Source organism: Frateuria aurantia DSM 6220, from assembly GCF_000242255.2.
In the GTDB taxonomy this organism is placed as follows: domain Bacteria; phylum Pseudomonadota; class Gammaproteobacteria; order Xanthomonadales; family Rhodanobacteraceae; genus Frateuria; species Frateuria aurantia.
This window is the reverse complement of the sequence record NC_017033.1, coordinates 758,250-773,918: the sequence shown is the minus strand read 5'-3', so window position 1 is coordinate 773,918 and position 15,669 is coordinate 758,250. Positions and strand designations below refer to the sequence as shown.

The window sequence follows — 15,669 nt, the reverse complement described above, 5'->3', positions numbered from 1 at the left end:
AGGGTTGAGGTACCGGATGATTGCCGCATCGCGATATTGCAGGTCGACCACCTACGTAATCCGACATACCCTGTCACAACTGTTGCATTTTGTCGCGGACATGCATCTCAACAGCAGCGACTCGCCCGCGGGCCGGTTCGAATGCAGTCCAGGCCGGGCTTCGTACTGGTTGCATCCGGCGAATTGACTGACAATTGGAGACTGGAACATTTTCGAAACTCCAAGGACTTCCTGTGCGCCCATCGCTGCCCATCAGCCCTGAATCGGCTGCAACGCCTCGCCGGCTCCGCGCGCTCCACTCACCGCTGGCCCGCGCCCTGCTGGCCGGCCTGATCCTGCTGGCCGGCGGAGTGCAGACGGCCGCCAGCCAGACCTCCGGCGACCCCGATCCGCATGCGGCCACGACCCAGGCCGCGATGACCGAGGCCGCACGGCAAGGCCCCGAAAGCCTGCGTGCTTTCCTCCACGACATGCCCAAGGGCGCCGACCTGCACCTGCATCTGACCGGTGCCGTCTACGCTGAAACCCTGTTGGCCGAAGCGGCACAGGACGGACTTTGCGTCGACACCCAGGCATGGAAGCTGGTAGCCGCAGGCCATCCCGGCAGCTGCCCGGCCGGGCAGCTGCCGGCCAGCCAGCTGAGCCAGTCTCAATACGATGCGATGATCGACGCACTGTCGATGCGGAGCTTCGTGGCCCACAGCGGGGAGTCCGGACACGACCACTTCTTCGCCGCCTTCGGTCGCTTCGCGGCACTGGATCCTTCGCGTCATGCCGGCGAATGGCTGGCCGAGATCACCCACCGTGCCGCCCTGCAGAACGAGCAATATCTGGAGGTGATGCACACCCCTCCGTTCGGCCACGCCATCAGCCTGTCCCGGCAGCTGGGCCTGAACCCGGACTTTGCCGCCATGCGCAAGGCCTTGCTGGCCAAGGGCCTGGACCAGGATCTGCAGGCGGACCGGCAGGCGCTGGATCAGGCGCTGGCCCAGCGCGGCGAGATCCAGCACTGCGGCACCGCACAGGCCGATCCCGGCTGTCAGGTCCAGCTGCGCTTTATCTACCAGATCCTGCGCGGAGCCGCTCCCGAACGGGTGTTCGCCCAGACCGTGCTGGGCTTCGAGGCCGCCAGGCATGACCCTCGCTGGGTCGGCATCAATTACGTGATGCCGGAAGACGGTTATCTGTCGATGCGCGACTATGATCTGCAGATGCGGATGCTGGGCTATCTGCATGCCACGTATCCCGAGATCCATATCAGCCTGCATGCCGGTGAACTGGCCGAAGGTCTGGTCGCCCCCGAAGGCTTGCGCTTCCACATCCGCGAGGCCGTCGAGCAGGCGCATGCCGAGCGCATCGGTCACGGCGTCGACCTGATGGACGAGGACCACCCGCAGGCGCTGCTGCAGGAGCTGGCCCGCCGCCATGTACTGGTCGAGATCAACCTGACCAGCAACGATGTGATCCTGGGCGTCACCGGTTCCCGTCACCCCTTGCATGCCTATCTGGCCGCACAGGTCCCGACCGCCCTGTCCACCGACGACGAAGGTGTGTCGCGTATCGACTTGACCCATGAATACGTCAAGGCGGTGGAGGAACAGGGCATGGACTACCTCCAGCTGAAGCGGATGGCGCGCAACAGCCTGGAGCACAGCTTCCTGCCCGGTCGCAGCCTGTGGGCGCAGCCGGACCAGTACCAGCGCCTTGCCGGCCCCTGCGAGGGTGCTGCCGCCGACCGAGCGGCTCCGGCGGCCTGCCGCCGCTGGCTGGCCGCCAACCCCAAGGCTGACCAGCAGTGGCAGCTGGAACAGCGCTTCGTGCATTTCGAGGCCGCTCAGCGATGAGCAGAGGCTGGACCAGCAAGCTGCTGGCCGAGCTGGCCGAACCCGGGCCGCCACTGTGCGTCGGCTACAGCGGCGGCGCCGATTCCAGCAGTCTGCTGCATGCCTTGGCCATGTCCGACAAGGTCCGCAGGCGGGGCCTGCGGGCCTTGCATGTCGATCATGGCCTGGATCCGGCCAGCGCCGACTGGGCCGCCGCCGCCCGCCGGTTCTGCGCCGGTCTGGACCTGTCCTGTGACGTCGTGCAGGTCAGGGTCGACCGGGAACAGGGCCAGGGACTGGAAGCGGCCGCCCGTGAAGCCCGCTACCGGGCTTTCGCCACCCGGCTGGCCGAAGGCGAATGGCTGCTGCTGGCCCAGCATCGCGACGACCAGGCCGAGACCGTGCTGCTGAAGCTGCTGCGTGGTGCCGGTCCGGATGCCTTGCGCGGCATGCGCCGGCAGCGCCCGCTGGGCAGGGGCCTGCTGCTGCGGCCACTGCTGGATGTCTCCGGCCGGCTGCTGCGCGACTATGCCCACGAACATGCGCTGCCGGTGCAGCCCGATCCCTCCAACCAGGATCTGCGGCTGTCTCGCAACTACCTCCGCCATGCGATCATGCCGCAACTGCAGACCCACTGGCCGCATGCCGTCGACTCCATCCTTCACGCCGCCCGCTGGTGCGGCGAAGCCGCCGATGCGCTGGAACCGGCCATCACCGCCAACCTGCAGGCCCTGCAGGAGGCCGGCGATGCCAGCCTGGCAGGCCCGGCATGGCTGGCTCTGGCGCCGGCACTGCGCGTGCCCGTCCTGCACGAATGGTTGCGTCGCCAGGGTCTGCCCGCCCCCAGCACGGCACAGCGCGAGCAGCTGGAGCGCCAGATCGGGGCCTTGCCCGGCCGGCTGCCGCAGGTGCGCTGGTCAGGGGCGGTCGTTCATGTCTGGCGCCAGCGCCTGTGGGCCACCCCGCCGGTCAGATCCGTGCCTGCCGGCTGGTCGTGCCCATGGCATGGCGAGGATGTACAACTGCCCGATGGCAGTCGCTATCGTCTGGACTCAGGCAGCACCACGCTTCCACCTCTTGAGCTGCGCCTGCGCCAAGGTGGCGAACGCATCCAGCTGGCGGGCGAGACGATGCACCGGGAATTGCGCGACCTGTTCCAACAGGGCGGCCTGCCCCCCTGGCGCCGGCAGAGCTGCCCGCTGGTCCATGAAAACGGCCAACTGATCGCGGTGGGTGATCGCTGGATGTCGGCACGGGGGCTCGAACTGTTCCAGGCTCATGGCGGCCGGCCGCACTGGCGCCCGGCCTCGGCAATTGATTCGGATGCCGGCCTCGGGTAGCGTGTGCGGATGGCCAAGACCAAGACTGCCTCCGGCAATGAACCTTCCACCAGCGCGGTGGCCGGTTTCGAACAATCCCTGACCGACCTCGAACAACTGGTCGTGCAAATGGAACGCGGCGAGCAAAGCCTCGATGATTCGCTGAAATCCTTCGAACGCGGGATCGGGCTGTACCGGCAGTGCCAGCAGGCACTCGAGCAGGCTGACTTGAAGATCCGCCTGCTGCTGGACCCACAGAAGCCGGAACAGGCCGAAGTCTTCGAACACGGCAAGCTCGGCTGAACATCTGCGCCAGACCTAACGGGGGCGGGTGATACACCATAGGGGCGCCCCCGATCACATCGGAAGGGGGATCACTTGGGCATCATCCATTCAAGCCGACAGCCTGCTGCACGCCGTACCTGGCGCCAGTCCCCGCCTTGGCGGCGACTGGCCCTGGCCAGTCTGCTCGGCCTGCTCGCCGGGACTGGACAGGCGGCCGCCATCGACGGCTATGCCGCCGTGGATCCATTCATCGGCACCGCCGGCAATGGCCATACCTTTCCCGGCGCCACCCTGCCCTTCGGCATGGTGCAGGTCTCGCCCGATACCGATACCCCCGACTTCAAGCATGCCTATGCCTGGGCGGCGGGCTATCAATATCATGACCCGACCATCAAGGGTTTTTCGCAAACCCATTTTTCCGGTGCCGGTCACTCGGATCTCGGTGACGTTCTGCTGATGCCGATGGCTGGCCAGCTGCGAACCGAACCCGGTCGTGCCGACCAGCCCGGCAGCGGCTATCGCTCGCGTTTCAGTCACGCCAGCGAACAGGCCCGCCCCGGCTATTACGCCGTCAGCCTGGACGACAACCGGGTGCGGGTCGAACTGACCGCCACCTCGCGGGTTGCCTTGCAGCGCTACAGCTTTGCCAATGGCCAGACCGCTCATGTGGTGCTGGATCTGCGCTCGTCGATCTACGACTACCCTGGCAAGACCTTGTGGTCATGGATCCATATCCGTCCCGATGGCCTGATCACCGGTTACCGCCAGACGCGAGGCTGGGCGCCCGGCCGTCAGCTGTATTTCGCGCTCCGCTTCTCGCGGCCCCCGACCGGCCATCAGCTGCTGGATACCGAACCGACACCGGTTTACCGCGGCTTCGCTCCACCGGCGGCACACGAGCCGGCGGCCCGGCCGGCGATCCAGGGCCGGGCACTGGAAGCGGCGTTTGATTTCGGCGACCTCAAGGGGCAGGCTCTGGTCGTCGAAGTGGCGATCTCGGACGTGGACGAGGCCGGCGCCATTGCCAATCTGCACGCCGAGGCCCCTGATTTCGATTTCGACCGGATCCGCCGGCAGGCCGAACAGACCTGGCGACATCAGCTGGCCCGGGTCGAGATACAGGCCGCACCGGCCATGCAGCGCAGCCTGTATACCGCGATCTACCATGCCCTGATCGCTCCCAATCTGGCCATGGATGTCGATGGCCGATATCGCGGTCCCGACAACCAGGTGCATCAGGCCAGGGATTTCAGTTTCTACTCCACCTTCTCGCTGTGGGATACCTACCGCGCCGAGCATCCGCTGCTGACCCTGCTGCAACCGCCGCAGCTGACCGCCGACATCATCCACTCCATGATCGCCTCGCAGCAGGCCAGTCCTTACGGCATTCTGCCGGTCTGGAGTTATGCCGGTCTGGAGAACTGGTGCATGATCGGCTACCACGCCCTGCCGGTGATTGCGGATGCATGGATGAAAGGTATCCGCGGCTTTCCGGCCGGGCAGGCCCTGCAGGCGATGGAGGCCAGTGCCGAAGATCCGGCCTATGGCGATCTGAAGGACTATATGAAAGTGGGCTATGTGCCCATCGACCATGAGCCCGAGGCCGCTTCCAAGACCGTCGAATATGCCTATGACGACTGGACTCTGGCGCGGATGGCCGAGGCCATGGGGCACCGGGATCTGGCGCGTCGCTTCCAGACACGCGCCGGCAACTGGCGCCACGTGTTCGATGCGCGGACCGGCTTTTTCCGGGCCCGGCTAAGTTCCGGAGCGTTCCGCACACCGTTCGACCCGGCTGTCGCTGGTTATGGCAGTGACTACACCGAAGGCAATGCATGGCAATACAGCTGGTACGTGCCGCAGGATATTGCCGCGCTGATCCGTGCCCAGGGCGGCAACGCCCGCTTTGTCCACAAGCTGGACCAGCTGTTTGAAGCCAAGGTACCGGCTGGTGCCTTCGCCAATGTCGAGGATATCTCGGGCCTGATCGGCTTCTATGCCCACGGCAACGAACCCAGCCACCATGTCGCCTATCTTTACGACTATGCCGGCCAGCCCTGGCGTACCCAGCAACGGCTCTCGCAAATTGTCGACAGCCAGTACGGTATCGGACCGGACGGCCTGACCGGCAATGACGACCTGGGCCAGATGTCGGCCTGGCTGCTGTTCACCGCCTTCGGCTTCTACCCGGTCACCCCGGCCAGCAACCAGTATGTGATCGGTCGACCCTTCGTGCAGCGGGCGGTGCTGCACCTGCCGGACGGCAAGGATTTCACCGTCACCGCCGACCCGATGGATGCGGCCCACCCCTATATCGGCAAGGTCACGCTGAACGGCAAACCCCTGCAACGCACCTGGCTGTGGCACAAGGAGCTCACCGCCGGCGGTGAACTGCATTTCGACATGCAGGCAAGCCCCAACCGGCAATGGGCCACCTCCCCGGCGGCCCGGCCCTACGCGATGACGCCTGACGACTACCGCTGAACCGGTTCTCCCATGAGAACGGCGGCCTCCTCACGGTGGCCGCCGTCAGCAGCGGATCAGCGGATCAGCCGCAGCACGAACGGATAGCGCCAATCCAGTCCGTCATTGCTTTTCACCGTGGCGACCAGCACCCAGATCAGCCAGCCCAGGCCGGCAATCAGGGCCAGCGGCACCGCCAGCAGGGCACCGATGCCGAAGGTCACCAGGGTAAACAGCCCCAGCACCAGGCCCACCAGCACCGCGGTGATATTGAAGTTCAGCGCCTCCCTGGCCTGCATGGCGACAAAGGGCATGCTGTCACGCTTGGCCAGCCAGATCACCAGCGGGCCGACAAAGCAGCCCCAGCCGAACCAGGTGCCGGTGACCACGGCGCCCAGCAGTGCCGAGGCGTGGGCCAGAGCGGCCCACTGGCGCTCGCTCTGACCCGGCAACGAGGGCGAAGGATTGACGAATTCGGGGGGCTGGCTCATGTGTCAGGTCCTTGTGGGTACGGAAAAACGGACCGGGATGCGACACCGGTCCGGCTTTCACGATATCACTCGCCGGCGATCGTCATCTTGTCGATCAGGATCGAGCCGGTGCGGATCGAAGAACGCGGATCGACATCCGCTCCCACGGCGCGAATGCCGGGCAGCATCTCCTGCAAGGTCGAGGCAATGGTGATGCCCTCCACCGGATAGGCGATGACACCGTTCTCGACCCAGAAGCCGGCGGCCCCGCGCGAATAGTCGCCGGTCACCACCGAGACGCCCTGGCCGATCAGTTCGGTCACCAGCAGGCCGGTGCCCAGCTGCTCCAGCATGGACTTGAAATCGCCATGGCCGCCTTCGACCGTCAGGTTGTGCACGCCACCGGCATTGCCGGTGGAGGCCAGTCCCAGCTTGCGGGCCGAATAACTGCCCAGAAGATAGCGCTGCAGCCGGCCGTTCTCGACCAGGGCGCTTTCCCGGGTGGCGACGCCCTCGGCATCGAATGCGGCCGAAGCCGGCCCGCGCAGCAACCAGGGACGCTCGACCAGCGACATCCACTCGGGCAGCACCGGAGTGCCGACCCGGTCCAGCAGAAAACTCGCCCGGCGATACAGCGCGCCGCCGCTGACGGCATTGATCAGATGCCCGATCAGGGAGCGGGCCACCTCCGGGGCGAACAGCACGGGCCCCTGGCGCGTGCTCAGACTGCGTGCACCGAGCCGAGCCAGCGTCCGTTCGGCCGCCTTCTCGCCCAGCGCCTGGGCCGACATGAAATCACCCGCATGGCGTACCGAGTCGTACCAGTAGTCGCGCTGCATGCCCTGGCCTTCACCCGCGATCAGGGACAGCGACAACGAATGACGGGTACCGCGCTCACGTCCCATGAAACCATGCGAATTGGCATAGACCGTCACGCCCTGACCGCGCTGCACGCTGGCACCTTCGGAGTTGGTGATGCCGGCATGGGCGCGCCCGGCCGCCTCGATCTGCAGCCCCAGCCGGATCGCCTCTTCGGTATCGAGATCCCAAGGGTGGTACAGGTCGAGATCCGGAAACTCGGTGGCCATCCGCTCAGGATCGGCCAGACCCGATGCCGGATCTTCCTCGGTATAGCGTGCGATCGCGCAAGCCTGTTCCAAGGTGGCCTGGATCGACTCCGGATGCAGGTCGGCCGTACTGGCCGAGCCCTTGCGCTGGCCGAAATACACGGTCAGGCCAAAGCCGCGGTCACGGGTGTGCTCCACCGTCTCGACCTCGCCCAGACGGACATTGACGCTGAGCCCGGAGTCCACGCTGGCAGCCACCTCGGCCTGACTGGCACCGGCGGCACGAGCCCGCCGGATGACTTCTTCGGACAGTTCGGCCAGACGGTCCAGTTCCTGCTGGCTGGCATCGATGGGAGAAACCGCTGCGTTCACACTCACTTCCTTCATTCCGCGATCCGGTGGCATGGGCCCTGAGGCACTCGTATGATAGGAGACATGGGGGCGTGCGCGCCCAGATCAAAGCCGTCCCGTCGATCCCGGACCGCGGCATTCCAAGGAGAGTCCATGCAGATCCGTCCCGGCCGCTATCGCCACTACAAGGGGCCACTCTACCGGGTCCTCGCCAGCGCCCGTCACAGCGAAACCGAGGAGTGGCTGGTGATCTATCAGGCCTTGTACGGCGAATACGGACTGTGGGCGCGACCCGCGACGATGTTTGCCGGGACCGTCATGGTCGAAGGCGTCGAACGGCCGCGCTTCGAGTTTCTGCACGAAGAGCCCGGCTTTGACGTATCCTCCCCACCCCAAGAAACTGTCACGACTGAATCCCGATGAGCGACCCGAACGAAGCCGAATACGGCCCCAGCCGCAGCCAGCAGCGCCGTGACGCGCTGGCCATGCTGACCCTGGCCGGCCAGCTGGTGGACATGCCGCCGAGCCGGCTCGCGCGTCTGCAACTGCCTGAAGACATCCTGCGGGAAATCGCCCAGACCCGCCGGATCACTGCACATATCGCTCGCAAGCGCCAGCTGCAATTCCTGGCCAAGCTGATGCGCCGCCATGGCGAGGAAACCTTTGTCGAGGCGCGGGCCGCGCTGGGCGAAAACCGTGAAAAGCAGCGCCAGGAAACGGCCGCCATGCATCGTCTGGAATCCCTGCGCGACCGTCTGATCGCCGAAACCGGCGACGAGGCCCTGACCCGCCTGATCGACGAGCATCCGGACATGGACCGCCAGCGCCTGCGCAACCTGGTCCGCCAGGCCCGGCTGGAACGGGACAAAGCCAAGCCCCCCAAGGCCTATCGCGAGATCTTCCAGCTGCTGAAGGAACTGCATGCCGCCGCGGCGCGTGACGACAGCGAGGACGACACCGGTTCCGAAACGGATCACGACTGACCCGCGGCCCGTCTCTCGACGGAGACATCGCCCGCATGCCAACGGGGCCGCTGTCCCGTCCTGGCGACAGCGGAATCATCCGGAATGCCGCTCCGTCACCGAGCTCGTAGTCGACATACGTACAGGCTGGCATGCTAGTTTGAGCAAATCAGCGCGATGGTTGCCCGTCCGAAACTGGCACCCGTCGTGGCCGACCACTCTTCCGAGCAAGGAGTCGTCCGTGAGCCATGTCCAACGTCCCGGTCTGTCCCGCCGCCTGCTTCCGCTGCTGCTGATCCCGCTGGGACTGCAGGCAGGTATGGCCCGGGCCGAAACCCAGCATCTGACACTGGATGGGCACAACGCCAGGTCCAGCCTGCACGCCAAGAGCCTGCTGGGCGATGTCGACGGAAGCTTCGGCCAGGTCAGCGGCAGCCTGGACTACGACTTGTCCGCCCAGACCTGCAAGGTCGACATGAGCATGCAGGTCGAATCGCTGCAGGTGGGCCGCCCCATCATGCGCAAACTGATGATGTCCAGCGCCCTGCTGGATGCCGGCAAATATCCGACCATGCATTTCACCGGCCACTGCGTGCCGCTCGTCAGAAACGGCAAGGTCATCACCCAACTGGTCGGTGATCTGACCATGCGCGACCAGACCCACCCGGTGACCTTCATCACCGAAATGATCTTCCACCACAACACTCTGGTGAAACTGCGCAGCAGCACGACCTTCGATCAGCGACGCTGGGGTGTCAGCACCATGCTGCATACGGTACATCCCATGGTCAGCAGCACCGCCGAGATCACCCTTGATGCCGATGCGCCCGCCACGTCGGCGACGAGAACGGCCAAGACCTGAAATCCTCGAATCCTCGTCACCACCTGGCTGACTTCCCCCTCGCGGACGGGCTGCTAGTCTCGATGCATACAACCGCGTGGGGGCGGATGCGATGTGGGGATATGCCTTGGGCCTGGCTTGGAAGGGGCTGGGCCGTTTTCCGAAAAGCAGCCTGCTGGCAGTGATGACCGTGGCTCTGGGACTGGCGGCGGCGATGTGCACCCTGACCCTGCTGCATGTGCTGAGCACGGATCCGCTGCCCGGGCGCAGCCAGCACCTGTATTCGCCCTATGTCGATACCGTGCAGGGCCGGCTCAAGGGTATCTGGAAGAATCCCGCCAACGGCGTACAGTGGCAGATGAATGTGATGAAGCCTGCCGATGCGCAGGCTTTGCTGACGCCTGATCGCTCGGTACGGCAGGCGGCCATCAACGAAACGACGGCCTATATCTCGGCCGATGGCAGCCGCAAGCACGTTAACCAGAACCTGCTGCTGACCACCCATGGCTTTGCCGCCATGTTCGGGCTGCCGCTGCTGCAGGGGCGCTTCTGGAGCGCTGGCGAGGAGCAGTCACCACTGGCCGTGATCAGCATCGATCTGGCCCGGCGCCTGTTCGGCCCAGCCTCCGCCATCGACAAGCTGGTTCATATCGGCAAGGCTGATTTCCGGATCATCGGCGTCAGCGCTCCTTATCGGCCCGAGCCGCACTTCTTCAGCATGAACCAACAATGGACCTTCGATGCCAGCCGTCAGGATGATGTTTATCTGCCGCTGCAGGCAGCCCTGGGGGCAGGTATCACGGCCAGCGAGTCCGGCAGCTGCGATGAGCACACCAAGGGCGGCAGCGGCCTGCTGAGTGACATCAGCCAGCCCCGCGACCTGACACACTGCGAGTGGCTGATCCCCTGGGTCGAGCTGGATACACCGGCCCAGGTTGCCGGCTACGAGGCCTTTGTCCGCCACTACGCCGAGGACCACCGGCCGCTGGGACGCAAGCCGCTGAGCCGGCTGGATTCGGTGGCCGGCTGGATGCGGCAGAACCGCGTGATTCCGGACCATGCCCGTCTGAATCTGTGGCTGGCCGTCGGCTTTGGCTTGCTGTGCATGGTGAATGTCACCGGACTGCTGACGGCACGCTTTCTGCGCCGCAGCCAGGAAGTCAGCATCCGCCGCGCCATCGGTGCCACGCGCCGCGATATTTTTGCCCAATGCCTGTTCGAATCCTGCGGCATCTGCATCGTCGGCGGCCTGCTGGCCCTGCCCCTGACGCAGGCAGGGCTATGGATCCTGCGCCATCAGCAAGGCGACTACAATGCGTTGGCCAGGCTGGATCCCGCGATGTTCGCCGCCCTGTTTCTGATCGCCGTGCTGACCGGCCTGCTGGTTGGCTCGATACCCGCCTGGCGGGCCACCCGGGTCAGCCCTGGCCTGCACCTGAAAGCCGTCTGAGGGTCCGACCATGTCCTGGCATGCCTTGTTTTCCACCCTGCGACGCAGCCCCTTGATGCCCTTGCTGATCGTTGGCCAGATCGTCATCGCCTGTGCCATTCTCTGCAATACCCTGTTTCTGGCCTGGCAGCAGCTGCAGCCGATGCTGGCCAGCCCCGGCATCGACGGCCAGAACCTGCTGCTGGCCGACCGGATCAGCGGCGACCACAGTGCCTGGACCGATGCCGAGGTGAACCAGACCCTCGCCGAGATCCGGGCCCTGCCGGGCGTAATCGCCGCCAGCGCCGGCTATGGCCTGCCGATGACCTCGGGCCTGTCGATCACCTGGGACCTCCGCTACGGGCACGGCCGAACCATCAACGCCGACGGCTATTTCGGCCGGGACCTGGTCAAGACCCTGGGCATTCACCTGCTGGCCGGACGCGACTTCCAGCCAGGGGATTATCGTCCCATGAGCATCGCCTTCAATACCGCGCCCCCGGACGATGCGGCTCCCTCTGGCAATACCGTCAAGACCCCGCCGGCACCGACGATCACCCCGGCCCTGATCCCGATCGGGCTGGCCCGCCAGCTCTGCGGTGGCCTGGCCTGCCTGGGCAAGGTGCTGCGAACCGGCGGCGATGGCGATGGCGAGCAGGTGATCGGCATCACCTCGCCCCTGCTGCGCTATCAACTGGTCCTGGCTCAGGGCGATGCTGTCCAGAATGCCATCCTGTTGCCCAGGTATGTCAGCAAGCCGCAGTTGTTCAGCATGGCGATCCGGGTCGAGCCCGGCCGGCAGGCGGCGCTGCTGCCCGCGGTGCAGAAGATTCTGCAGCACAGGCTGGGGCCACGCCTGGGTGCAGATGCCGAGCCCATCCGGGTTCGCAGCTATGCCGAAGCACGCCATGCCTCGTTTTCGGACAATCGTTCAGCGCTGTATATGCTGGGCGGCATCACCCTGGCCGTGGTCCTGGTCACGGTGATGGGAGTGCTCGGCCTCAGCGGCTTCCAGGTCCAGCGCCGGCAACGGCAGATCGGCATCTATCGCGCCCTGGGGGCACGCCGCCGGCAGATCATGAGCTCGTTTCTGGGCGAGAATCTGCTGCTGGTCGGGGCCGCCAGCATGCTGGGCATGGGCCTGGCCTGGATCATCAACCAGCTGCTGATGCAGCATTACGAACTGGCACGATTGCCGCCCAGCTGGCTGCCGGTGGGCGCCGTCACCGCCATCATGCTGGGTCAGCTGGCGGTGCTGGGGCCGGCCCGCAGTGCCGCCGGAATCGCTCCGGCAGAAGCCATCCGCAGCCAGTGAATCCGTTCTGCAAAAGACCCGGCCGCTTTCGCGACCGGGTCTTCGATCTCATGCACAGCATCCGGGGCCGCTCGCGGCCTCAGTGTTCCGCGCTGTAGATATCCTTCGAGTCCCCCTTGGGGGCCTTCACGAATTTCGGCGGCGTGGCCTCGTCGGCGAAGTCCCAGGCCGACAGATAAGCCAGCTGCAAGATCTTCTGCATCTTCGGATAGTTGATCTTTTCCGGCGTGTCGCTGGGATGGTGATAGTCGGGATGAAAGCCGGTAAACCACCAGAAAGCCGGAATATTGTGCAGCACGAAGGGGAACTGGTCCGAACGGAAGAAGACGTTCAGAGCATATTCGTGGTCAAAACGGTCATCCAGCACCAGGCCCACCGAGCGGTCGGCCGCGGCCACGGTACGGGCATAGTCCGGGCTGTAGGCCGCGCCGATCAGATTCAGCCGGTTGCGGGTATCGGCCGGCACATCGATCAGCCCGGCGGTCTGCGGCGAAGGCGTCTCGTCACGACCGATCATGTCGAAATTGATCATGGCCCGCGTCGTCGCCAGCGGACGCAAGGGATGGGCGGCCAGATAATAGGCACCCAGCAGGCCGCGCTCCTCCGCGGCGAACACGGCGAACAGGATCGAACGCTTCGGAGCATGACCGGCGGCGGCAAAGGCGCGGGCCAGCTCCACCACGCCGACGGTACCGGAGGCATTGTCATCGGCACCGTGCCAGATCTTGCCGCCCGACTCGCCGTCATGGTCATGATGGGCACTGATGATGACGGTCTCGGCCTTCAGCTTCGGATCCGAGCCCGGCAGCAGACCGACCACGTTGTAACTGATGCCTTTGCGCACGGCGGTCGGCTGCAGCGTCAGGGTGGCCGACAACGCGTCCAGAACCTGTGACTGCGGCTTGAGTCCCTGATCAATGCCCTGCTGCAACTGCAGGGCGCTCTTGCCTGAATGCGCCAGCACCTCGGCGGCCAGCGCCGGTGACAGACTCATGCTGGGAATCTGCACGGCCTGATCGGCCAGCGCCTGCAGCGGGATCGGGTTGGCCGCATGTTCCTGATGATGGCCGATCCGGGTCCGGATCTCTTCCGCCGTGGGGTGGTTGTGTTCCGGCTCGCCGGCGAACAGCACGCCCAGCGCGCCATGCTTCTGCGCGTTAAGCACCTTGACGTAGTTGGTGGCATAGCGGGTATTGCCGGTCCCGTTGAAAGGCGAAGCCGGATCGGTCTCGCGCGGCTCGTGCTCGAACACGACCACGATCTTTCCGCGGACATCCAGATGGGCATAGTCGTCATAGCCGAGTTCGGGCGCCGTGATGCCATAGCCGGCAAAGACCAGCTCGCCTTGCGCCTTGCGGGGGAAGGGCAATGCACCGTGTGCATCGGCCCAGCCGATGCGACGGCTCTTCCCGTTCACGGTCAGCTCCAGCCAGCTGGCCTTGGCGTCCGCGCGGTATTCAATCAGGGGCACGGCCTGCAGATAACCCGGGTGACCATGACCGTCGGTACCGATCGGTTGCAGCCCGGCCTGGCCAAAGGCCTTGGCGACCCATTCGATGGCCTGATCATCCCCCGGCTGCAACGACATGCGTCCCTCAAGCGGGTCTGAAGCCAGAAAGCCGATGCCCTCACGCAGGTCGGCCTGCTTGATACGTCCAAGTCCCGCCTTCGGCGCGACATCGCTGCCAGTGGCCACGGCCATCGCCGGCAGCAGCGCTGCCAGCAGTATTCCCTTGCTGTATTTCATACTGACTCCCCGATGGAGGAGCCACCTTACTCAAGGATGGCTGCCCGGATCAATGGCAAAGCCTCCGGACAGCCACCAAGACATCCATGAATGATCGCTCAGGAAGCCGTACCGCCCACCGTCATACCGTCGATTCTCAGGGTGGGCTGGCCGACACCGACAGGCACGCTCTGCCCGTCCTTGCCGCAGACGCCGATACCCTCGTCCAGCGCCAGATCGTTGCCGATCATCGAGATCCGGCTCATCGCCTCAGGACCGGAACCGACCAGGGTGGCACCCTTGACCGGGCATACGATCTTGCCGTCCTCGACCAGATAGGCCTCGCTGGCCGAAAACACGAACTTGCCGCTGGTGATGTCGACCTGCCCGCCGCCGAAGTTGACGGCATACAGACCGCGCTTGATCGAACGAAGAATCTCTTCGGGATCTCGCTCACCGGCCAGCATGTAGGTATTGGTCATCCGCGGCATCGGCAGATGGGTGAAGGACTCCCGCCGACCATTGCCGGTAGCCGTCACGCCCATCAAGCGGGCATTGAGCTTGTCCTGCATATAGCCTTTGAGAATGCCATCCTCGATCAGGGTGGTGCACTGGGTCGGCGTGCCTTCGTCATCGACGCTGAGCGAGCCGCGACGGCCCGGCAAGGTCCCGTCGTCGACCACGGTCACGCCCTTGGCCGCGACCTGCTCACCGATCCGGCCGGCAAAGGCCGAGCTGCCCTTCCGATTGAAATCGCCCTCCAGGCCATGACCGACTGCCTCGTGCAGCATCACCCCCGGCCAGCCCGGCCCCAGGACCACCGGCATGGTCCCGGCCGGCGCATCGACGGCCTCCAGATTGACCAGCGCCTGGCGCACGGCCTCGGCCGCAAAGCCCAGCGCCCGCCCGTTGGCCAGCAGCTCGCCGTAGCTGTAGCGACCGCCACCACCGGCATAGCCCTGCTCGCGGCGGCCATTCGATTCCACGATCACCTGCACATTGACTCGCACCAGGGGACGCACATCGGCGGCCAGCGTGCCGTCGGAGGCGGCGATCAGCACCGTGTCAACGGTGGCGGCCAGACTGACCATCACCTGCTTTACCCGAGGGTCGCGGGCGCGCGCATAGGCATCCACCTCGCGCAGCAAGGCGATTTTCTCCGGATTCGGCAGGCTGTCGACCGGATCGATGGCCGGATACAGCGAAGGCGTCTGACGTACCGCCAGCGGCCGGCCGGCCCCGTGACCATCCCGCGCGATGGCACGAGCCGCCCGGGTGGCTTCCAGCAGCTGCGGCAGCACGATTTCATCGGAATAGGCGAACCCGGTCTTTTCGCCGGCCATCGCACGCACGCCCACCCCCTGCTCGATGGAATGGCTGCCGTCCTTGACGATGCCTTCTTCCAGATGCCAGGACTCACTGCGGGAATGCTGGAAATACAGATCCGCCGCGTCGATGCCCGGCCCCATCAGCTGATTGAAGACACGCTCCAGATCGTTGGCCGCCATGCCTCCGGGGGTCAGCAGACGATGTTCAACAGTGGCAAGCAGAGAATCCATGGCGATCAACCGTACAAAAGGAATAAACAGGAGATGTGGGCGGATAGCGGCGCTTAAAG

Annotated in this window: 13 protein-coding genes; 9 read left to right on the top strand and 4 right to left on the bottom strand. The window is 65.4% G+C overall.

The window, feature by feature from the left end; translation table 11 throughout:
- Window positions 1-233: 233 nt before the first annotated feature.
- The 4 genes from FRAAU_RS03475 (at window position 234) to FRAAU_RS03460 (ending at window position 5,911) form a co-directional block, all read left to right on the top strand.
- Window positions 234-1,844: an adenosine deaminase family protein gene (locus FRAAU_RS03475; RefSeq protein ID WP_014402183.1), complete on the top strand. Its 1,611-nt coding sequence runs from the start codon at window positions 234-236 to the stop codon at window positions 1,842-1,844.
- Window positions 1,841-3,163 (top strand): tRNA lysidine(34) synthetase TilS, encoded by a 1,323-nt coding sequence (gene tilS / locus FRAAU_RS03470; protein WP_014402182.1) that lies wholly within the window; start codon window positions 1,841-1,843, stop codon window positions 3,161-3,163. The genes FRAAU_RS03475 and tilS overlap by 4 nt, the downstream gene beginning before the upstream one ends.
- Before the next feature lie 9 nt (window positions 3,164-3,172).
- On the top strand, window positions 3,173-3,445 hold the full coding sequence (locus FRAAU_RS03465; RefSeq protein ID WP_014402181.1) for an exodeoxyribonuclease VII small subunit: 273 nt from the start codon (window positions 3,173-3,175) through the stop codon (window positions 3,443-3,445).
- A 75-nt stretch (window positions 3,446-3,520) separates the two neighbouring features.
- Window positions 3,521-5,911: a GH92 family glycosyl hydrolase gene (locus FRAAU_RS03460; RefSeq protein WP_014402180.1), complete on the top strand. Its 2,391-nt coding sequence runs from the start codon at window positions 3,521-3,523 to the stop codon at window positions 5,909-5,911.
- A gap of 56 nt (window positions 5,912-5,967) precedes the next feature.
- On the opposite strand, the gene FRAAU_RS03455 is transcribed toward FRAAU_RS03460, so the two are convergent.
- Window positions 5,968-6,381: a DUF4870 domain-containing protein gene (locus tag FRAAU_RS03455; protein WP_014402179.1), complete on the bottom strand. Its 414-nt coding sequence runs from the start codon at window positions 6,379-6,381 to the stop codon at window positions 5,968-5,970.
- A 65-nt stretch (window positions 6,382-6,446) separates the two neighbouring features.
- Window positions 6,447-7,814, bottom strand: a complete 1,368-nt coding sequence (gene pmbA / locus FRAAU_RS03450) for a metalloprotease PmbA (protein WP_014402178.1) — start codon at window positions 7,812-7,814, stop codon at window positions 6,447-6,449.
- A gap of 117 nt (window positions 7,815-7,931) precedes the next feature.
- On the opposite strand from pmbA, the gene FRAAU_RS03445 reads away from it, so the two are divergent.
- From FRAAU_RS03445 to FRAAU_RS03425, 5 genes are all read left to right on the top strand, one after another.
- Complete coding sequence (locus tag FRAAU_RS03445) at window positions 7,932-8,201, top strand: DUF1653 domain-containing protein (RefSeq protein WP_014402177.1); 270 nt, start codon at window positions 7,932-7,934, stop codon at window positions 8,199-8,201.
- A complete protein-coding gene (gene yjgA / locus FRAAU_RS03440) occupies window positions 8,198-8,761 on the top strand; it encodes a ribosome biogenesis factor YjgA (protein ID WP_014402176.1) in 564 nt (187 codons plus the stop codon). Before FRAAU_RS03445 ends, yjgA begins: the two co-directional genes overlap by 4 nt.
- Before the next feature lie 220 nt (window positions 8,762-8,981).
- Complete coding sequence (locus tag FRAAU_RS03435) at window positions 8,982-9,602, top strand: YceI family protein (protein WP_014402175.1); 621 nt, start codon at window positions 8,982-8,984, stop codon at window positions 9,600-9,602.
- Between the two features lie 76 nt (window positions 9,603-9,678).
- Complete coding sequence (locus FRAAU_RS03430; RefSeq protein ID WP_156803321.1) at window positions 9,679-11,031, top strand: ABC transporter permease; 1,353 nt, start codon at window positions 9,679-9,681, stop codon at window positions 11,029-11,031.
- Between the two features lie 10 nt (window positions 11,032-11,041).
- Window positions 11,042-12,325: an ABC transporter permease gene (locus tag FRAAU_RS03425; RefSeq protein ID WP_014402173.1), complete on the top strand. Its 1,284-nt coding sequence runs from the start codon at window positions 11,042-11,044 to the stop codon at window positions 12,323-12,325.
- 79 nt (window positions 12,326-12,404) lie between these two features.
- Here the strand turns inward: FRAAU_RS03425 and FRAAU_RS03420 are convergent, their stop codons facing one another.
- The gene (locus FRAAU_RS03420; protein ID WP_014402172.1) at window positions 12,405-14,072 is read right to left on the bottom strand and encodes a M20/M25/M40 family metallo-hydrolase; all 1,668 of its coding nucleotides are present in this window, start codon (window positions 14,070-14,072) and stop codon (window positions 12,405-12,407) included.
- 98 nt (window positions 14,073-14,170) lie between these two features.
- On the bottom strand, window positions 14,171-15,610 hold the full coding sequence (gene tldD / locus FRAAU_RS03415; RefSeq protein ID WP_014402171.1) for a metalloprotease TldD: 1,440 nt from the start codon (window positions 15,608-15,610) through the stop codon (window positions 14,171-14,173).
- Window positions 15,611-15,669 lie beyond the last annotated feature (59 nt).